Raw genomic sequence first — 19,730 nt, forward strand, 5'->3', positions numbered from 1 at the left:
ATGATCACGTTGTCGGGGCACAGATCCGACGGGCTGAACGCGCGATAGCGACCACCGGTGAACAGGCGGTTGCCGTGCACGATGCGCTCGGCGATCTCGCCGGGCACCTCGATGCCGAACTCGGCCTCGAGCAGTCCCGGCACCTCGGCGATGGCGGCCTGGGCCTGCTGGGCGATCCCGTCGACCCGGTGCGCGGAGTCGACCCGGCGCATCAGGGCGATGAAATCGGGTTCGCGCCCGACCGTCGCGGCGTGCATGCGGCCCAGCGCCTGCGCGAAGGCCATCAGCGCGTTGCGGGTGCCCGGCTCGACGCGCGCCTGCAACACCGAGGTGAGCAGGGCGTTGTCGCCCAGATCCGACAGCACCAGAAGGCGATCGGGAACGCTGGAGGCGATCAGGAACGCCCCGGGGCGCTGCTCGCGGCTCAGCGCGGTGGTGAACTGGTAGGACACCGCCTCGCGCAGGAACGCCGCGTCGACACTGGCGACTCCGGGCGCCATGCCACCGGTGCGGCGGTCCTGAGCGGCACCGCGCACCTGTTTCACGATCAGCGTGCGCGGCAACGAGAATGCGTTCTCCGCGACACGCACACGTAGGACTGTCGTCCTACCACTGCCGCTGAGTTCGATCGGATCGCTCAGCTTTACCGGAGCACCCATTCGCTTTGTGAGCAACTGTTGTGCTGCGGATACGACGTCGGCGGCGCGTTCGGCCAATAGTGCGGTCATCGCCTCTCACGCTACTCGTGCTCGGTCTCTTATAGCGAGCGGTTACACAACCTTTCCGCGTCGCTCGGCGTGTTGGCGCCGAGGTTGCGCGGATGTGCCTGTGCGCTTGACACATCACTCACGCGTCGGGTTTTCTCAACGTGAACTGCTGTGCGCCACACCGCAAACCGGTTGAGTCGAAAGGTCTACCACAGTGACCGACACACCGTACGCCGCATCGAGCGATTCGCCGGGCGGGTCGCCGGTTCCGGGCGGTGGCGGACCATTCTCCGGCCACCCGGGCAGGCACGAGAGCTCCGGGCCACCGCCCCCGGCCGGTCAGGGGCCGGGTCGGCACGGAATGGCCGGTGGCGCAGGTTATCCGCAATTCGAGGGCCCCGGCGCCGCCCAGTACGGGCAGGAGCCCGTCGAACCGCCGCCCCCGATCACCCAGGGCGGCCCGCAGTACGGGCCCGCGGGGACGGGTTCGGATTACGCGGTCCCGCAGACGAAGCCGGAGAACCTACGCCGCTCCACCACCCCCGCGTCCGGCGTGTCCAACGGCGGCGCCGGGCAGACGCCCGGTTACTACCATTCGGGAGCACAAGCCCTCGATGTGGGGCGGTCGCTGAGCTACGGCTGGGAGCGCTTCCGGTCGAACACGGGGCCGTGGCTGGGCGTCACCTCGGTGGGGGTGTTGATCTATCTCGGGTTCGTCGGCGTGGTCCAGCTTTTCAACCCCACCTCGCCGTTCAGCATCCTGCTGCTGTTCCTGGTGGTGATCGTCGCGCTGTGGCTGTTGCAGGCGGCGATGGTGCGCGGCGCCCTCTACGAAACCGACGGATACCCACCGGCTTTCGGGTCGTTCTTCCGATTCGTCAACGCGGGCAATGTCTTGCTGACCTCACTGTTGGCCTTCGCCGCGACCCTGCTGGCGTCGTCGCTGTGCCTGGCGCCGGGGTTGATCGTCGGGTTCCTGTGCATGTTCTCGATGCACTTCGTGATCGATCAGGACTACGGTCCGGTGGAGGCGATCAAGGCGAGCGCGCAGTTGGTGCTCGCCAATCTGTGGGCGGCACTGCTGCTGGCGCTCACCGTCGTCCTCGTCACCCTCGTCGGCGCGGCCCTGTGCGGGCTCGGCCTGTTCGTCGCCGGGCCGGTGTGCGTCATCGCGGTCACCTACGCCTACCGGATGCTCACCGCCGGACCGGTCGCCCGCGTCTGATCAGCGCTCGAGCACGGTCCGCATCCCGATGGCCCGCTTGAACCGACCGAGCGGGCCGGTCTCGTCACCGGATTTGGGTCGCAGCTCGAGCACAAGCACGCCGGCGATCACGATGCCGACCAGGTTCACCGCGAGCTGACCCACCGACTCGAACGCGCGATGCCACTGCCCGATCGTCGCGGCCACCACCGCGTACCCGGCCGCGGGCACGGTCGTGACCGAGATGAACACCCCGATCAGCGCCGCCGATTTCGCGGTGACCAACGACAGCATCCCCGCCGCCCCGGCCAGCAGCGCGACCACCAGCGAGAACGGGCCGACCTCGTAGATGAAGTCGACGCTGTGCGCGTCGATCACGCGCGCGGTGGTGATCCAGCCCAGCCGCTCCCACACGATCGTGGCGCCCAGGGTGATCAGCAGGGCGATCGGGAAGGCCACGGCCAGCGCGATCACCGACCGCCGCGCCAGGCGCCAGTTGCGCCGCACCAGCGCCACCGACAGCGCCGCCAGCGGACCGAACTCCGGCCCCACCACCATCGCCCCGACGATCGTGACCGGCGAATCCGTCGCCACCCCGATGGCGGCGAGCAGGCAGGCGATGGTCAGGAACGCGACGAAGGTGGCGTTGAGCGAGGACTCCTCGCGGGTCTCCTTGAGCAGTTGGTCCCAGACCACCGCGTCGCTGGGATCGCCGGGGGCGTTGCGGACCGCGCGGTCGGCGGCATCGGAGAGCACCGTGGTGACCGGGCCGAGAGTGATCCCGCCGTGCTCGACGACGCCGAGCGCCTTCACATCGGCGAGCACCTTGTTGGCCGCTTCCCTGGCCACGTCGGCCTGCACCAGATCCCCGGCGGGCATGAGCGCGACACCGCGCGCCACCGTGAGATGGGTGACCCCCGGGTCGGTTTCGAGGATCCGCACCAACTCGTCGGTGCGGTCGGGCGGGCTGATCACACGCAGGTGAAGCACCGGTACCTCCTGGTCGGCATCGCGTCAGCGATATGACCAGAAGGTACCGGGCTGTCCCGCGCTGTCGTTACTTCTCGGCCGCGGCGTCCTTCGGCGCGTCGGCGGCGGCCTTGACCTCCGGCTTGGCGTCGATCCCGGCTTCCTTACGCTGCTGCGGGGTGATCGGCGCGGGCGCGTCGGTGAGCGGGTCGACGCCGCCACCGGTCTTCGGGAACGCGATCACCTCGCGGATGGAATCCTCACCGGCCAGCAGCGCGGTGATGCGGTCCCAGCCGAAGGCGATGCCGCCGTGCGGCGGGGCGCCGAAGGCGAAGGCGTCGAGCAGGAAGCCGAACTTGTCCTGGGCCTCGTCGTTGTCGATGCCCATCACCGCGAACACGCGTTCCTGCACGTCACGACGGTGGATACGGATGGAACCGCCGCCGATCTCGTTGCCGTTGCAGACGATGTCGTAGGCGTAGGCCAGCGCCGAACCCGGATCGGTGTCGAAGGTGTCGAGCGACTCGGGCTTGGGCGAGGTGAACGCGTGGTGCACCGCGGTCCAGGCCGAGTGGCCCAGCGCCACGTCGCCGCTGGCGGTCGCCTCGGCGGCGGGCTCGAACATCGGGGCGTCGACGATCCAGACGAAAGCCCAGGCGTTCGGGTCGATGAGGTCGCACTTGCGGGCGATCTCGCCGCGGGCGGCGCCGAGCAGGGCCCGGCTCGACTTCACCGCACCGGCGGCGAAGAACACGCAGTCGCCCGGCTCGGCGCCGACCTGCTTGGCCAGCCCCTCACGCTCGGTGTCGGTCAGGTTCTTGGCGACCGGACCGCCGAGGGTGCCGTCCTCGTTGATCAGGATGTAGGCCAGGCCCTTGGCGCCGCGCTGCTTGGCCCATTCCTGCCAGGCGTCGAGCTGACGACGCGGCTGGCTCGCGCCACCGGGCATCACGACCGCGCCGACGTACTCGGACTGGAACACCCGGAAGGTGGTGTCCTTGAAGTAGTCGGTGAGTTCGGTGATCTCGACACCGAAGCGCAGGTCCGGCTTGTCCGACCCGAAGCGACGCATCGCCTCGGCGTAGGTCATGTGCGGGATCGGGGTGACGATGTCGTGGCCGATCAGCTTCCACAGCGCGGTCAGGATGTCCTCGGCCAGCAGGATCACGTCCTCCTGGCGCACGAAGCTCATCTCGATGTCGAGCTGGGTGAACTCGGGCTGACGGTCGGCGCGGAAGTCCTCGTCGCGGTAGCAGCGCGCGATCTGGAAGTAGCGCTCGATGCCGCCGACCATGAGCAGCTGCTTGAACAGCTGCGGGCTCTGCGGCAGGGCGTAGAAGCTGCCCGGCTGCAGGCGCGCGGGCACCAGGAAGTCGCGGGCGCCCTCGGGGGTGGAGCGGGTGAGCGTGGGGGTCTCGACCTCGACGAAGTCGTGTTCGGCCAGCACCGTGCGCGCGGCCGCGTTGACCTTCGAGCGCAGGCGGATGGCGTTGCCGGGGCCCTCGCGGCGCAGGTCGAGGTAGCGGTACTTGAGGCGGGCCTCGTCGCCGGGGGTCTCGTCGAGCTGGAACGGCAGCGGCGCGCTCTCGTTGAGCACCACCAGTTCCTTCGCGTCGACCTCGATCTGGCCCGTGGCCAGCTCCGGGTTCTCGTTGCCGTCGGGCCGCCGTTCCACCACACCGGTGACCTGCACACAGAATTCCGCGCGCAGCTTGTGGGCCTGCTCGGCCGCCTCGCCCTCGCGGAAGACCACCTGCGAGACGCCCGAGGCGTCGCGCAGATCGATGAAGGTCACGCCACCATGGTCACGACGCCTCGCCACCCAGCCGGTGAGGGTGACGGTCTGACCGGCGTGCTCGCTTCGCAGCGAACCAGCCAAGTGGGTGCGCAGCACGGTATTCCTTTCGACGAGGTTTCACGCCGACGCGAAGAACCGCACGGCACAACCATCGTAGTCACACCCCCACCCCCACCTCGAACCGATATCGACCCGCGCGCACCCCACACCGATCGAGACAATCCTGCGGGCGTGCGCAGGTGCCCGACACCTGCCACCGTTCCCGACCGGGTCGTCCACCGAGACCCGCAGGGACTCCCCACGAGTGACCCGCTCGCCTATTCGCCCCTCCGCCAACCGCTGCCCGACGGTCGACGCCACCTCGACTGCTGTGCCCACCGATGGATCCGACGACGGACCGCGGCAGCGGCGCATTCGGCGTCGGGGACCGGTATCCGCGCGGGGACGCTTCCCGGTGCCGTGAACTCCAACACCAGCACTTCCCGCCTCCTGGTGAAGATCGTCGGCATGGCAACAGACACGGAACGGTCATTTCGGGCAGTCGGATGGGCTGTCGGTGGGGTTCGTCGCGCTGGTGGGAACACGAGCGTGGAACGGAAAACCGGTAGCGCCGTGTGTGTGTCAAGCTGTTCTGCACAGAGCGCCTGCGTGAGCGACGAGACATAGAGAGTGACGGCGATGACCTTCAACGAAGGTATGCAGATCGATCCCAATCGGGCATCGTCGGGTGGTGGGCCCGGGATGGGTGGCAAGTTGGCCATCGGTGGTGGTGCGGGTGGTCTGATCCTGCTGGTGATCAGCCTGCTGCTCGGGGTGGACATCACCGGCGGGGACGGGGGCGGCGGTCAGGTCTCGCAGCCTGCCCAGGCGGGGAACACCGCGCACTGCAAGACCGGCGCCGACGCGAACAAGTATGTGGACTGCCGGGTGATCGCGACGGCGCTGAGCTTGGACTCGGTGTGGTCGGTGCAACTGCCCCAGCAGACGGGCAAGCAGTACGTGAAGCCCGAGGTGATGCTGTTCACCGGGGCGATCAACACCGGCTGCGGTAATGCCACCAGCGATGTCGGCCCGTTCTACTGCCCGGCCGACCAGACCGCCTACTTCGACACCGCCTTCTTCCAGGAGCTGACCGATCGCTTCGGGGCGAGCGGGGGCCCGCTGGCGCAGGAGTACGTGGTCGCGCACGAGATCGGCCACCACATCCAGAACCAGCTCGGCGATATCGGCAAGGCGCAGCGCGACCCGCAGGGCGCGACCTCGGGCGCGGTGCGCACCGAACTGCAGGCCGACTGCTACGCCGGGCTCTGGGCTCACTTCGCCGACAAGCAGCCCTCCCCCGGCGGCGGCGCGCCCTTCCTGAACCCGCTGTCGGACACCGACATCCGCGACGCGCTGTCGGCGGCCAATGCCGTGGGTGACGACCGGATCCAGCGGGCGGCCGGGCGCGGGGTCAACCCCGAGTCCTGGACGCACGGGTCCTCCCAGCAGCGCCAGAAGTGGTTCCTGGTCGGTTACCGCACCGGATCGGTCCAGTCCTGCGACACCTATTCCGCGCGTGACCTCGACAACCCGACCGGGCTACGCTGAGCGCCGAACGCGACACCGACGCATCGTCTTTCGACCGAGGGGAATCCATGCGCCCGACCATCACCGGCCTGCTCGTCTGCGCGCTCACGCTGACCGGCGCGAGCGCGCTGGCCCACGCCGAGCCCGCGCCACTGCCGTTGCTGAGCCTGACCACGATCCCCGACGGCTGGTCGCAGCGCACCGATCTGCGCCCGGTGCTGCAGGTGTTCGCCGACGGCAAGGCGGTGCACATGCCGGACGCGGCGAGCAAGGACCGCAAGCCCGAGAACCCGCCGAAGAAGGTGACCGGCAAGGTCGCCGAGGACGTGATCTCCGCCGCGCGCGACGAGATCAACGCACTGAAGGACATCGACTTCGGGCTGCCCGCGGGCGATAACCGTGGCACCCAGATCATCGACCTGATGCCCGACGATCCCACCGACGACGCCCACCTGGTGGTCTACTCCCCCGATGCCGCCGACGGTCTCAACGCGGAGCAGAAGGACGCGCGCAAGCGCTTCACCGATCTGTACAAGAAGCTGATCGACGCCTTCAAGAGCTGATCCGCTCGAAGCTCAGCTCCGACACCCAGTTCCGGGGCTGAGCTTCACCGGTCGGACCAGAAGCGAATCCGCGCACCCTGGATCGGCTTCGCGACCACCCGGCGACGACCGAGGACCGGGGTTCGACGACCGAGGACCGGGGTTCACCGAGCGCATCGGCGAACCCCGTTCGGTCAGAACCGATCCGCGGACGTTTCCTCGACATCGCGCTCGTCCGGGTGCACCGCGCCGATCACATCGGGCGTGGCCTCGCCCAGCGCACCGGTGAGATCGTCGTTGCCGGTGCGACTCTGGTACGGCTGCACGGTACGACCGTGTTCTTCGTCGTTGTTGCCGCCACGACCGGCGCCGGCACCCGCGCCGCCGCCCATCATCCCGGACGTTCCGCTGGAACCGGCGGCCATCGTATTGCCCATGCCGCCCATCGCCATCGCGCGACCGGCGGGCACTGCCGCTCCCGGCACGGCCGCGGTGACCTTCGGGGTCGCGGCGCTCGGGGTGCCGCCACCACCACCGCCACCGCCACTGCCGCCGCGCGCGGTACCCAGTGCGCCGAGCGCGGCACCGCCACCGCCGCCACCCGATCCGCCGGAGCCGAGGCCCGACGGGGTGGTGGTGCCGGGATTGGCCGTGGCGGCCGGATTCGCGCTGGCTGCGGCAGTATTGTCGCCGCCGCCGGAGATCGCGTCCTGCGCCTGGGTGAGCAGCGGTTCGCCGATGTTCTCCGACACCGCGCTGAGGACCTCGTCGGGCGAGGGCAGCCCGCTCGACCCGACCAGCTGCTGCACCACACCGCTGAGTTCGGCGGTGTGCCCGGCCAATTGGCCGCGGGTGATGTTGACGACGGTGACCGCCTCACCGAGATGCTGGGTGGCCAGTCCGATCAGCGCCGCCTGGGTGGGCGGCAGCATGATCGTGGGCGCCAGCGCGACCGCCTGGGCGGCGAACGTGCTGGCGATCGTGGACAGCTGGGTGTTGCCGGACTGGACGACGGCGGCGGCCTGCTGGGTGAGCGCGGCGATATCGAGTCCGCGCTGGCTGGTCTCGTCGCCCTGGACCTGGGCGGTCTGGCTGGCATTGGTGGCCGCGTCGGCGGCCTGGCCCTCCCACAGCTGCTGCACCGTCTTCACGCCGCCCTGGGCCAGACTCATCGCCTGGTCGATCACGGCGGAGGAGTTGCTCAGCAATGTGGTGGGGTCGAGCGAGCTGAATACGCCGGTGCCGAAGCTGCTCAGCAGTTGCAGCAGCGGCTCGAACAGCGACTCGATGCCGGGCAGCGCAGGGAGTGACAGCCCGTTGAGCAGCGCGGTGACCGGATCTTCGGTCAGCGTCGTCGCGGCGGCGGCCGGATTGGCGGCGGTGGCCGCGCCACCGCCGGAGGTGCCGCTCAGCGCCGACTTGGCCTGGTCGAACGCGGTCTGCGCGGTGAGCAGGGCGGGCGCGGCGGCGTCGGCGATCTGCGCCTGCACGCCGCCCAGCGCCGAGGAGGCGTCCTCGGAGATCCCGGCCAGGATGTCCTGCGGCAGTACCGATCCGTTGCCGAGGCCGCCCAACCCGCCGAGGCCGGCCGGGGCCATCGGGCTGCCGCCGACCTCGTCGGTGATCTTCTGCGCGAGCGTGAAGACCGCTTCCTCGCCGGCCGCCACATCCTCGGGCATCTGCATCAGCGACACGTCGGGGAACGCGGGCGCTTCGACCGGCACCGCACCCAGCGCCGAGGCCGTCGCGGCGTCGGCGGTGGCCATCGGGGACTCGGGGGCGATGACGCCACCGTCGGCGCTCAACGGCTTCATACCGCGCCGCCGATTCCGGCGGCCTGGCGCGCGATGTCGGCGGCATTGTCGATGTCGGTCGTCTCGAAGGTCACCGAGGACTTGAAGGCGGCGTCCGAGAGCGAGCTGAACCGGGCCGAGAGATCGTTGATGTCCTTGGCCTGCAACGCCTGCGCGGCGGCGAACATGGCCAGGTAGTCGGCGCCGATGAGCCCGAACACCGGGGTCATCGCGGCGACATTGCCCGCGGCGTCGGTGATGGCGCCCGAGGCGACCTGACTGGCGACCGCGGCATTCGTCGCGGCGAAGGCCGCGACGCCGTCTGTTTGCACCGAGAGATCGGTCATGCGAATCCCCCCAACTCGTTGTGAAAATGGCTGCCCTGACCCGCGATCGGCGATCGCGAAACTCCCGACGCGACCACCCGATGACGAGTGGGTCCGAATATAGCCGAACACCACGACAGTTTTCGAGTCGTCCCCGATTCCGCGGGCCCGATCCCCTGTCAAAACTAGAACATGTTCTATATCCTCGCCCCATGAAGGTCGCAGTGACCGGCGCAGCCGGCTATCTCGGTACCAATCTGATCCCGCTGCTCGTCGAGCGCGGCCACACCGTCGTGGCCATCGACCGAGCCGCCCCCACCCTCGACGATCCGGCCGTCACCTGGGTCGACGGCGACGTCCTCGACCCCGCGTCGATGCGCGCGGCGTTGGCCGAGACCGAGGTGGTCTACCACCTGGTCGCGCTGATCACCCTCGCCGAGCGCAACGATCTCGCGTGGCGGGTGAACACCGACGGCGTGCGGGTGACCGCCGAGGCCGCCCTGGACGCGGGCGTGCGCCGGTTCGTGCACACCAGCTCCATCCACGCCTTCGACCAGTACCGCGCGGGCGGACACATCGACGAGACCTCCGCGCGGTCCGACGAACCGGGACTGCCGGTGTACGACCGCTCCAAATGGGCCGGTGAGCTGGCCCTGCGACCGGTGATCGAGCGCGGACTCGACGCGGTGATCGTCAATCCCACCGGCGTCTTCGGCCCCGCCGACCACCCGGGACGCCTCTCGCGCCTCAACCGCACCGCCGCCGAGGCGATGCGCGGCCGGATTCCGGTGATGATCGGCGGCGGTTTCGACCTGGTCGACGTGCGCGACGTGGCCCAGGGCCTGATCCTGGCCGGGGAGAAGGGCCGCACGGGCGAGAACTACCTGCTCGGCGGCACGATGACGACCATGATCGACCTGTGCCGCCAGGCCGCGGCCCGCACCGGTGCCGCGGGCCCCCGGTTCGCCATCCCGGCCAAGCTGCTCGGCGCGCTACTGCCGGTGCTCGAGCCGATCGGCAAACGTCTCGGTTCCGACATCGTGTCCAAAGCCGCACTGGGCGCGCTGATCTCGGCGCCGATCGTCGATCACGGCAAGGCCGAACGCGAACTCGGCTACCACCCGCGCCCGACCCCGCAGACGATCGCCGATCTGGTCGACTTCCTGCAAACCGCGCGCCGCGCTTGACACGAACTCGAACACCTGTTCGACTAGGGGGGTGCGGTGGCAAGCCCAGACCCTCGACGCCGACGACGGCGCACTACCCGGCCTGACCAGGGCCGGGTTGGTCCGTTCGGTCCGCACCCCCGAGTTCGACGGCATCACCTTCCACGAGGTGCTGTGCAAGAGCGCGCTGAACAAGATGCCCGAGAGCTCCGCGCTGCCCTTCGCCTGGACGATCAACCCGATGCGCGGTTGCTCGCACGCCTGCCGCTACTGCTTCGCGCGCGGCAGCCACGAGTATCTCGGCCTCGACGCGGGCGAGGATTTCGATTCCGAGATCGTGGTGAAGACCAATATCGCGGCCGTGCTGCGCCGCGAGCTCGGCCGCCGGTCCTGGCAGCGCGAGCCGGTGGCGCTGGGCACCAACACCGACCCCTACCAGCGCGCGGAGGGTCGGTATCGCTTGATGCCCGGCATCATTCGCGCCCTGACCGACGCGGGTACGCCCTTCTCGATTCTCACCAAGGGTCCACTGCTGCGCCGCGATCTGCCGCTGCTGGTGGAGGCCGCCCGCACGGTCGAGGTGAGTGTCGCGGTGTCGATCGCCATCCTCGATCCCGACCTGCACCACAGCCTCGAACCCGGCACGCCCGAACCGCGCGCCCGCCTGGATCTGGTCCGCGCCCTGTCGGACGCGGGTTTCACCGTCCATGTCATGGCCGCCCCGATCATCCCCTGCCTCACCGACAGCCGGGCCCACCTCGAGGCCCTGTTCGCCGCGATCGCCGACGCGGGCGCCACCAGCGCGATGGCCTTCCCCATGCACCTGCGCGGGCCCACCAGGGACTGGTTCCTCACCTGGTTGGCCGCCGAGCACCCGGCCCTGATGCGCCGCTACCGCCAGCTCTATCCGCGCGGCGGCAATGTCACCACCCTGTACCGGGACTGGTTACGCGAACGCGTGAACCCACTGCTGACCCACCACGGCCTACGCCAGACCCAGGGCCCCACCACCCCCACGCCACCCCGACCCGCCCCGATCGACCCACAACTGGCCCTGTTCGCTTGAAGTCCACGCACCGCCCCCATCGACCCACAGCTCGAACCGACACGGCCAGCGTTGCCGGTGGTGGCGGCGATCCCACGCGCCCTTCGGACCGGTGTGGCACAGACGGACCGGTTCGATCACGGCAGACGCCGGGGACCTGCCGCCGATCGTCGCGGACCGAAGGGACGACGCGTCACCAGGGAGAACCCGGTCGACGCGGCGGCAGCACCCGGTCACCCCGCACGTCAGGAGCATCTCAGGACAGCGCGGCGACTTCGGAATCCGTCAGCGCGACCGGCGCCACCCCCGGTGTGGTCGGCGCCGACTGGACCGCGCGATACAGCGGACGTTCCCCGAGCGCGGCATCGCGGGCCTCGGCGCGCAGTTGCTGGACCAGCACCTCCGAGATCGCGATCGCGGCGACCAGTTCGCTGGCGGCGAGCGCGTCGGCGAGCTTGCGCAGCCCGAGCAGGTGCAGTTCGCGACCGCTGCCCGCGTCGGTGTACATGGCCAGCGGCACCAGCTGGGTGTCGGTGTCGGTGCTGAGCTTCAACACGATGCGCCGCAGCCGTCCCGGGTAGACCAGCAGTTGGACGCCGGTGGCGGTGGCGATGTCGAAGGTGCGCTCGCCGAGCAGCCGGTGCGCGCGGATCACCGTGCCGCTCAACCACATCCGTCGCCGCGCGAACGCGAAGACGTAGGCGATGGTCGGCACCGCGACGGCGAGACCGATCAGGATCGCGACCGGCCAGCTCAGCCACACCGCCGCCAGCAGGGTGGCGCCGACCCCGACGCCGAATGCGGCCAGCGCGAGCCTGCGCAACATCGGCGCGAACACCTCGGGTGCGACCAGGTCGATTCCGACCGGTTGGTTGGCCGCCGACTGCCCGTCCACGATGTCCCTCTCCACCTCCGCCGGCCCACCCGGCGTGCGGCGCGGTCAGATTACCGCGCCGCACCCGGCGGGGCAGCCGAGTGGCTAGCGCCCGAGCGCTTCGCCGAGCACGCCGACGACCTCGTCTAGCGCCACCGGCCGCTGCTCACCGCTGGCCATCTCCTTGACCACGACGGTGTTCTCGGCCAGGTCGCGATCGCCGAGCACGAGGGTGTACTTCGCCCCCGACCGGTCGGCGCCCTTCATCGCGCCCTTCATCCCACGGTCGCCGTAGGCCAGGTCGACACTGATGTCGGCGGCGCGCAACTGCCCCGCCAACGCCACCATCCGCGCCTTGGCCGCGTCGCCGAGCGCCACCCCGAAGACCTGGCAGCGCGCCGGATCGGCCGCGGACTTGCCCTCGGCCGCGAGTGCGAGCACTGTGCGGTCGACCCCGAGCCCGAAGCCGATGCCCGAGAGCGGTTGGCCGCCGAGTTCGGACATCAGCCCGTCGTAGCGTCCGCCGCCGCCGATGCCCGACTGGGCGCCGAGCTTGTCGTGCACGAATTCGAACGTGGTCTTGGTGTAGTAGTCCAGGCCGCGCACCATCCGCGGATTCACCACGTACGCCACGCCGAGCGCGTCGAGGTGGGCCAGGACCTGGTCGAAGTGGGCCTTGGCCGATTCGGACAGGTGGTCGATCATCAGCGGCGCGTTCGCGGTCAGCTCGCGCACCTCGGGTCGCTTGTCGTCGAGCACGCGCAGCGGGTTGATCCGCGCGCGACGGCGGGTCTCCTCGTCCAGCGGCAGGCCGAGCAGGAATTCCTGGAGCAGTTCGCGGTACTGCGGGCGGCAGGTCTCGTCACCGAGGGAGGTGATCTCGAGGCGGAAACCGTCCAGGCCCAGCGACCGGAAGCCGGCGTCGGCGATGGCGATGACCTCGGCGTCGAGCGCGGGATCGTCGACCCCGATGGCCTCGATGCCGACCTGCTGCAACTGGCGGTAGCGACCGGCCTGCGGGCGCTCGTATCGGAAGAACGGGCCCGCGTACACCAGTTTGACCGGCAGCTGGCCGCTCTTGTCCAGACCGTGCTGGATCACCGCGCGCATCACGCCCGCGGTGCCCTCGGGGCGCAGGGTGAAGCTCTCGCCGTTGCGGTCGGCGAAGGTCCACATCTCCTTGCTGACCACGTCGGTCGACTCGCCGACGCCGCGGGCGAACAGGGCGGTCTGCTCGAATACCGGCAGCTCGACGTGCCCGTACCCGGCGAGGCGGGCGGCGTGGATCAAGCCGTCGCGAACGGCGACGAACTCGGCCGAACCGGGCGGCAGGTAATCCGGGACCCCCTTCGGGGCGGTGAAGCTGCTGGTCTTGGTCACGATGGTCCAGTTTTCCCCACGGGCGCCCCTCGCGTCCAACCGGTTACCCTCTAACCGAACCTGACGAACACGGGAGGAACGCGGTAGTGCCGAGTAACGAACAGCGACGGGCGGCGGCCAAGCGCAAGCTGGAACGCCAGCTGGCACGACGAGCCGAGCAGGAGAAGAAGCGCAAGCGCTTGACGATCGCGGGCTCGGTACTGGGTGTGATCGTCGTCGCGGCCGCGGTGACCGGGGTGTATTTCCTCACCAAGGGCGGCGACGAGGCCGACACGAACGCCGAATCGTCCTCGGCGGTGCCGACGACCCAGTTCGTCAACACGCCCCTCGACATCCCCGGCCCGCCGCCGCCCGCGGCCAAGCCCGCCACGGTCGACTGCGGCTACCCGGCCGATCAGGAGCCCTCGGCCAAGCCGGTCACCGCGCCGACCACGACCTCGGTCGCCACCGACGGCCCCGAGGTGAAGGTGTCGATCGACTCCACCCAGGGCCCGATCGGCCTGTCGCTCAACAGCGCCGCGGCTCCCTGCACGGTCAACTCGCTGGTGAGCCTGGCGAGCCAGGGCTACTTCGACAAGACCAGCTGCCACCGCATCGTGGCCACCCCCGGCTTCGGCATCCTGCAGTGCGGTGACCCGACGGCCACCGGCAAGGGCGGTCCCGGCTACAGCTTCGACAACGAGTACCCGACCGACCTGTACCCGCTCAACGATCCGGCCCTGCAGCAGCCGGTGAACTACCAGCGCGGCGTGATCGCGATGGCCAACGCCGGGATCTCGCCGGAGGGCAAGGGCACCAACGGAAGCCAGTTCTTCCTGGTCTTCGGTGACACCCAGCTGCCGCCGAACTACACCATCTTCGGCACCATCGACGACGCCGGTCTGGCCACCCTGGACAAGGTCGCGGGCGGCGGCGTGAAGGGCGGCGCCCAGGACGGCGGCCCCGCCATTCCGATCTCGTTCAACTCCGTCAAGGTGGGCTGACACCGCTTTCTCGGCAAGGAAACGGCCCGGACACGCTCGTGTGTCCGGGCCGTTTTCCGCTTTTGGGCCCCCGACATGCGAAGAAGATCATCATCAGGCTAGGCAACCCTACGATTCGTCCGAATCCGACGCCGTCCGCCGAACGTTCTCCCCCACCGACGCGCCGCGCCCGACATCGCACCGTATCCTTCGCGCGGTAGGCTCAGATGTCCACTTCCACAGCAGCATCGGGGAGCAGTCATGGCGGAACTCGACGACATCGGCAGCGAAACGGCGTCCATGATGCGCACGATGCTGCAGATGGCCACCCTGGTCGCCCTCAAGTCGCGCGAACACGGCCAGAAAGAGGCCGAGTCCCGCGCGAAGGCGATCGAGGCCAAGATGAAGGAAGCGCGCGAGTTGCAGATTCGCGAGGCGCGCGATCTCAAGGCCAAGGATCCGCGCAATCTCGAACTCAAGGAGATGATGTCGCTGAGTCCGCGGACGATCGAGTCGCGCGGTCTCGAAGCGCGAGGGGTGGAAACGCGCGGAATCAGCCTCCACAAGGACGTCGGGTCCCCGTTCGCGACGAGCGGCGTCGCGCAGGCGGCGAACTACGACTCCACCGAGCGGCGTTCCGCGATCGCGGCCCATCTGCAGCGCGCGGGCGTCGCCCCGGAACTGAGCCAGGTGCGCATGCTGGTCGAAATGGGCCACGGCATCTCACCGGACGACGCGATCCGCCTGCGTGACGCGGCGGTGCGCACTCCCCAGGTGCGCGCGCGCGGCCCGGAGCTCGGGATCGAGCTGGGCATCGAGCGCGGGATCGACCCCCGGCGCTGAGCTCGGCGGCACGAGTCCGATACCGCCGAGCTCTCGGACGCACCGCTAGGCGGTGAACCGTCCACTCTTGTCCCAGAGTCCGTTCTCCGGTTCGTTCCACTGCTCGAGGTCCGGCGTCTTCAACGGCAACGAGGACAGCATCTCCTTGTGGCCGTTGCGCACACTGCAGTACTTGAACGGCCCGCGCGGGTCGAACAGCTTGCTCATGTGTGGGTCGGCGTGTTCGAGGAACCACACGCTGATTCCGGGACCGCCCTTCATCCGGTAGTACTCCCAGGCCTGCCACAGCGCGTCCAAACGCACGGCGGCCTCCGGGTGGCGCCACCACTCGGGGCACCACACGGTGTCGCTGATGTCGGTGACCTGCCGCTGGTACAGCTGGCTCAGGTACTCACCCACGAACTCGGTCACGCCGGTATAGACCGCCGACGGCCGGTCCGTACTCGAAATATCGTCGCTCACAGTGGCTTGACCTCCTCGATTTCACCGATCTCATCCGGCGGGGTGGATTTCACTAGGGCAGGCGACCCGAACAGATCATCGATCCGCGTCTTGCGGGTCGGATCGTTGTCCTCGATGGACGCCTTGACAACGGCTTCGTACTCGGACTCCCACCAGGGCACTGTGCGCACGAGCACCGCGGGCTGACCGGAGGTGAACACGACCGCGCGACCGCGCGGCAACGTGGCCAAGCCCTGCGGCGTGAACGTCACCGAGGAGCTCAACGAGCGCGAGTAGCTCTTGCTGTTGCCCGACTGCGACATCGACGACGAGATCGAGTCGTACTCACCGATCGCCTCGGAGCGGTCACGCAGGAAAGCCATGTCGTCGACACCGCTGCCGAGCACCTTGATGTTGGCGGCGGACCACAGGGCGTTCATCCCGTCCTCACCCCAGCAGCGCGCGCCCTGGGCCCATGACTGCAACACCGTCATCACCACGATGCCGCGCGAGCCGAAGTGGCTGTACTGCTTCGGCAGGTCCTTCCAGCGAACGACGTTCGCGGCTTCGTCCAGCACCGCGAGCAGCGGGATCGGCAAGCGACCGCCCGAGGATCGCGACGCTTTGCGCATGGCCACATCAATGACCGCTTCGGTCAGCGCGCTGACCAGCGGGGCCGCCGATCCGCGCCCTTCCAGTGACAGTGAGTACAGGGTGCCGTTCTTCTCGAGGAACTCGAGTTCGTCGAACTGACGGCGGGAGTCGCTGCCCGGCGTGATCCAGGCATGGATGTTCGACAGCTGCAGGCAGCGAATCATCTTCTTGGCGTAGGAGAAAGTGCCGCCCTTGGTGCGCGGTTCGGCGTTGTACTGCATGGCCAAACCGGAGGCGAGGTAGTGGTGGCCGACATCGCGCAGGATCTGGATCGCCTCGTTGTTCTGCGGGCTCGTCACCCATTCCCACACCTGCGTGATCGGCTTGCCCGCGACGGCGGCCGCGAGAAACAGTGCCGCCAGCAGATCCTCGGCTTCGGGTCCGAAGAAGCTGTCGCCGTCGTCGGTACCGCCGCCGATCTCCGCGTCGGCGAAGTGGCCCGCCAACCGTACGGCCCGCATTTCGCAGCCTTCGGCACGCGGGTTGACCCAGGCCAGCGGATCCCAGAACCAGGTCGCGCGTTCACCGGCGACGCCCTGTGGGTCGAAGACGAATGTGGGGCTGCCCTTGGCTTCTCGAACGTTACGGGTTGCGTCGACCACATCACGTTTGTTCGACGTCGCCAGCACCGGCCCGATCGCCGACAGGATCGCCGGGATCACCCGCGAGCTGGATTTGCCCTGCCGGGGTCCCCAGATATCGAGGTGCAGGTCCTCATAGGAACCGTAGAGCGGGGTTCCGTCAGCCACAGCGACCCCGATCGGCACACCGGGCGCGTCGTCGGCCAGCAGTTCGACACCGAGAATTCTCGCCTTCTCCCGCACCCCCGCCTCGGTGATCGAGGCGATCGCGCTCCCGCTGCCCATGTAATCGGCCTTGTCGTCGATCGCTAGACGGCCGATGACCGCGCGTTTGCGCAACTGCTTGCGCAGCACCACGTAGGCGATCACCGAGCCGACGACGAGCAGCACGATCACCGTGGACGACCGCGGCCAGACGAGCTTGCCCCTGGCCAGGTCGGCGATCACCGCGATCGGGTTGAGCGGGATGTCCTGGCGCACAACGGCCAGCGCGTTGCCCAGGTGTAGGGCCACCGCCAGGGTGGCCACCACCGCGAAGCCGAACACGATCATGATCAGTGTCGTGTCGGGTCCGACCGCGGCCGGGTCCGTCACTTTCTTCTTCGCCACGGCGTGCCTCCTTGGGACGTGGTGAGTGGGTGGTCAGCGGAAGGCGTCGAGGCGCCAGCCGAGCGGGGTCCGCACGACCGTGGCGATCACGGTGCTCGGTGGTAGTTCTTCGGTGCGGCCGTCGGGGTAGACGACCGTTTGTTCGATGCCGATCTTGTATTGCGCGACAGCGGGATCCGCGCTGGGCGGGGCGGGTTCCCCGGAGGCGAAGGCGAAGGCGCGCACCTGCGCTTTCGCCCGCGCCCAGTCGGCCCACCGCAGTGACGGTTTCGGGGTGTCGGTGGTGCCGACGGAACTGTCGAGCATACGTATCATGGTGGGCCCCAGCCATTCTCGCGCGCGTTGCACCGATGATCCCGGTTGTTCGGTGGTGGGGTTCCAGGTGTAGATCTCCCGCAGGGCCACCACCGCGACACCCTCGGGGGTGGCCGGGTCGACCGCGGCCTCGACCAGGCGGGTGGTGGTCGGGGCGGCCGGGGGGTTCGGCTCGGTGACCTCCCCGCCGCAGGCGGGTACCGCGAGCAGGACGGTCACTGCCATCACCGCCGGTGTCGTGCGGATTCGTGTTCTGTCCCACCAGGTTATCGCTGCTCGCGCGCTCACAACACCCTCCTCGCCCGTGCGTCGCCGGGCATGGGAGTCTCGGCGACCCCGCTGCCGCCGCGGGTGCTCGTCGGCGCCAGTGCGGTGATCACCTGTCCGTTGCCCGCGTAGATGCCGACCTGGGTGGGTCCCTTCGGCCCGAAGCCGCTGAACACCAGATCGCCGGCGGCCACCCTCGCGATCGGGACCTCCCGACCGGCCTCCCACTGCTGTTCGGCGGTGCGCGGCAGACTCACCGCGCCCGAGGACGCCGCGAACACCGCCGCCGAGGTCAGCCCCGGCCCGTCGAAACCGCCGCCGCTCGGCCCCTGCGGTCCGCCGCCGCCCCACACGTACGGGGTGCCGAGCCAGTCGTGGGCGGCTTCGACGATCTGTTCGCCGTCGCTGCCCTCGCCCGGGGTGAACCGGCCCTGCGCGCCGGGCGCCCGGTACTGCGGTTCCATCGACAAGATGTTGGTGACGTAGGGCCGGGTCTCGGAGAAGTGCGCCGCGTACTGGTTCGGCATGCCGCCCGAGGCCAGCACCGCGCCCTCACCGGCGTTGTACCCGGCCAGGGTGAGCGCGGCCAGGTCGCCCGAAACCCGCCCGGCGGCCAGCCAACCCGCGATCTTGTGGGCGATCGCGCACATGTACCTGGCCTGGCCGATGATCGCGTCGCCGTCGTCCCACACGCTCGCCTGGCCGTTGCCGTCGGCGTCGAGGACGTACGGTTTGCCGTCATCGGGATTGATGCTCACCGCCGTCCCCGGCAGGAACTGGGCCAGGCCCTGCGCGCCCGCGGGCGAGGTGAGCCCGCGCCGGAATCCGGACTCCTGCTTGGCCTGCGCGGCCAGCAGCGACGAGGAGATCTCCGGGCACACCGTGCCGGCGCGGCGGTACCAGATCTCGAGCTCGGCGGGCACTTTCCCGTCGGCCAGCATCCCGCCCGCACTGCCGAAGCCGCGCACACAGTTCGGGTCGCTCGAGAAGGCCCGCGCCCCACCGACATCCGGGGTGGGCGCGCCGTCGAGCCACGGCATCGGGTCGATCTGGCGGCCGCCGGTGAACCGGCCGCCGGGCACGATCTCGAAATGCAGGTGGGGGCCGCTGGATTCGCCCGCCGAACCGACCATCCCGATCGGCTGACCGGCGGTCACGGTCTGGCCCGTGCGCACTTTCACGCCGGAGTCCCACATGTGCCCGTACACCGCGGAGTAGGCGCGCCCGTTGGTGTCGACGGAATCGACGACGATCCAGTTGCCGAACCCCGAGGCGGCGCCGGCGGCCACGACCCGACCGTCGGACACCGAGTAGATCGTGGTGCCGTCGGTGGCGGCCATGTCGATGCCCTTGTGGTCGCCGCCGCGCGAACCGAACACATCGGAGATGGTGAAGGTGCCGACCTCGAGCGGCAGCGTGCGCCGCAGCGGGCCGACCCCGGCGGCCAGCGACGGCGTGCCGGTGACGGCCGGATTCGACGAGGGCGCCACGGATTCGGTGGCGTCGGCGCGATGGTCGGCGCCGAGTTCGGGCAGGGTCGGCACCGAGGAACCGACCAGCACGTCGCCGGTCTCGCAGGACTCGTCGGAGGAGGGCAGCACGATCACCAGCACCAGTGCCACCAGCCCGATCACCGCCCCCATCACCGTCAGCACGAGCGAGCGGACGTTCATCGCCGGTCTCCC

17 protein-coding genes and 1 pseudogene are annotated in these 19,730 nt (G+C 69.4%); 7 read left to right on the forward strand and 11 right to left on the reverse strand.

Features of this window, described 5'->3' with window-relative positions; genetic code table 11:
* Nucleotides 1–728 (reverse strand): annotated as a pseudogene (locus ACFP3H_RS15405) (kinase); the annotation flags it as partial.
* A 193-nt stretch (nucleotides 729–921) separates the two neighbouring features.
* Between ACFP3H_RS15405 and ACFP3H_RS15410 the strand changes: the two are divergent.
* A complete protein-coding gene (locus tag ACFP3H_RS15410) occupies nucleotides 922–1,932 on the forward strand; it encodes a hypothetical protein (RefSeq protein ID WP_378606011.1) in 1,011 nt (336 codons plus the stop codon).
* On the opposite strand, the gene ACFP3H_RS15415 is transcribed toward ACFP3H_RS15410, so the two are convergent.
* Both ACFP3H_RS15415 and aspS read right to left on the reverse strand, forming a co-directional pair.
* Nucleotides 1,933–2,901, reverse strand: coding sequence for a DUF389 domain-containing protein (locus tag ACFP3H_RS15415; protein WP_378606013.1), 969 nt, complete (start codon nucleotides 2,899–2,901; stop codon nucleotides 1,933–1,935).
* 67 nt (nucleotides 2,902–2,968) lie between these two features.
* On the reverse strand, nucleotides 2,969–4,774 hold the full coding sequence (gene aspS / locus ACFP3H_RS15420) for an aspartate--tRNA ligase (protein ID WP_378606016.1): 1,806 nt from the start codon (nucleotides 4,772–4,774) through the stop codon (nucleotides 2,969–2,971).
* Nucleotides 4,775–5,356: 582 nt separating this feature from the next.
* On the opposite strand from aspS, the gene ypfJ reads away from it, so the two are divergent.
* Together ypfJ and ACFP3H_RS15430 are read left to right on the forward strand one after the other, a co-directional pair.
* On the forward strand, nucleotides 5,357–6,268 hold the full coding sequence (gene ypfJ, locus ACFP3H_RS15425; RefSeq protein WP_378606019.1) for a KPN_02809 family neutral zinc metallopeptidase: 912 nt from the start codon (nucleotides 5,357–5,359) through the stop codon (nucleotides 6,266–6,268).
* Between the two features lie 47 nt (nucleotides 6,269–6,315).
* A complete protein-coding gene (locus ACFP3H_RS15430) occupies nucleotides 6,316–6,810 on the forward strand; it encodes a hypothetical protein (protein WP_378606022.1) in 495 nt (164 codons plus the stop codon).
* Nucleotides 6,811–6,983: 173 nt separating this feature from the next.
* Here the strand turns inward: ACFP3H_RS15430 and ACFP3H_RS15435 are convergent, their stop codons facing one another.
* Nucleotides 6,984–8,603: a hypothetical protein gene (locus ACFP3H_RS15435; RefSeq protein WP_378606025.1), complete on the reverse strand. Its 1,620-nt coding sequence runs from the start codon at nucleotides 8,601–8,603 to the stop codon at nucleotides 6,984–6,986.
* Complete coding sequence (locus ACFP3H_RS15440) at nucleotides 8,600–8,929, reverse strand: type VII secretion target (protein WP_378606028.1); 330 nt, start codon at nucleotides 8,927–8,929, stop codon at nucleotides 8,600–8,602. Before ACFP3H_RS15440 ends, ACFP3H_RS15435 begins: the two co-directional genes overlap by 4 nt.
* 191 nt (nucleotides 8,930–9,120) lie before the next feature.
* On the opposite strand from ACFP3H_RS15440, the gene ACFP3H_RS15445 reads away from it, so the two are divergent.
* Both ACFP3H_RS15445 and ACFP3H_RS15450 read left to right on the forward strand, forming a co-directional pair.
* Nucleotides 9,121–10,095, forward strand: a complete 975-nt coding sequence (locus tag ACFP3H_RS15445) for an NAD-dependent epimerase/dehydratase family protein (RefSeq protein ID WP_378606031.1) — start codon at nucleotides 9,121–9,123, stop codon at nucleotides 10,093–10,095.
* Between the two features lie 31 nt (nucleotides 10,096–10,126).
* Nucleotides 10,127–11,140, forward strand: a complete 1,014-nt coding sequence (locus tag ACFP3H_RS15450; protein WP_378606033.1) for an Rv2578c family radical SAM protein — start codon at nucleotides 10,127–10,129, stop codon at nucleotides 11,138–11,140.
* 235 nt (nucleotides 11,141–11,375) lie between these two features.
* Here ACFP3H_RS15450 and ACFP3H_RS15455 read toward each other — a convergent pair whose 3' ends face one another.
* Together ACFP3H_RS15455 and hisS are read right to left on the reverse strand one after the other, a co-directional pair.
* A complete protein-coding gene (locus ACFP3H_RS15455; RefSeq protein ID WP_378606036.1) occupies nucleotides 11,376–12,029 on the reverse strand; it encodes a hypothetical protein in 654 nt (217 codons plus the stop codon).
* A 69-nt stretch (nucleotides 12,030–12,098) separates the two neighbouring features.
* Complete coding sequence (hisS, locus tag ACFP3H_RS15460; RefSeq protein ID WP_378606039.1) at nucleotides 12,099–13,373, reverse strand: histidine--tRNA ligase; 1,275 nt, start codon at nucleotides 13,371–13,373, stop codon at nucleotides 12,099–12,101.
* An 86-nt stretch (nucleotides 13,374–13,459) separates the two neighbouring features.
* On the opposite strand from hisS, the gene ACFP3H_RS15465 reads away from it, so the two are divergent.
* Complete coding sequence (locus ACFP3H_RS15465) at nucleotides 13,460–14,356, forward strand: peptidylprolyl isomerase (protein WP_378606042.1); 897 nt, start codon at nucleotides 13,460–13,462, stop codon at nucleotides 14,354–14,356.
* 240 nt (nucleotides 14,357–14,596) lie between these two features.
* On the forward strand, nucleotides 14,597–15,178 hold the full coding sequence (locus ACFP3H_RS15470; RefSeq protein ID WP_378606045.1) for a hypothetical protein: 582 nt from the start codon (nucleotides 14,597–14,599) through the stop codon (nucleotides 15,176–15,178).
* Nucleotides 15,179–15,223: 45 nt separating this feature from the next.
* Here the strand turns inward: ACFP3H_RS15470 and ACFP3H_RS15475 are convergent, their stop codons facing one another.
* From ACFP3H_RS15475 to ACFP3H_RS15490, 4 genes are read right to left on the reverse strand one after another with little or no spacing between them, the layout of a single operon-like run.
* Entirely contained in the window at nucleotides 15,224–15,640 is a 417-nt protein-coding gene (locus ACFP3H_RS15475; RefSeq protein WP_378606048.1) for a DUF4913 domain-containing protein, read from the reverse strand.
* Nucleotides 15,637–17,463 (reverse strand): type IV secretory system conjugative DNA transfer family protein, encoded by a 1,827-nt coding sequence (locus tag ACFP3H_RS15480; protein ID WP_378606051.1) that lies wholly within the window; start codon nucleotides 17,461–17,463, stop codon nucleotides 15,637–15,639. The genes ACFP3H_RS15475 and ACFP3H_RS15480 overlap by 4 nt, the downstream gene beginning before the upstream one ends.
* A gap of 33 nt (nucleotides 17,464–17,496) precedes the next feature.
* Nucleotides 17,497–18,003, reverse strand: coding sequence for a hypothetical protein (locus tag ACFP3H_RS15485; RefSeq protein WP_378606054.1), 507 nt, complete (start codon nucleotides 18,001–18,003; stop codon nucleotides 17,497–17,499).
* Nucleotides 18,004–18,062: 59 nt separating this feature from the next.
* On the reverse strand, nucleotides 18,063–19,718 hold the full coding sequence (locus ACFP3H_RS15490) for a peptidoglycan DD-metalloendopeptidase family protein (RefSeq protein WP_378606057.1): 1,656 nt from the start codon (nucleotides 19,716–19,718) through the stop codon (nucleotides 18,063–18,065).
* Nucleotides 19,719–19,730 lie beyond the last annotated feature (12 nt).

The organism is Nocardia lasii, from assembly GCF_042658545.1.
GTDB lineage: Bacteria > Actinomycetota > Actinomycetes > Mycobacteriales > Mycobacteriaceae > Nocardia > Nocardia lasii.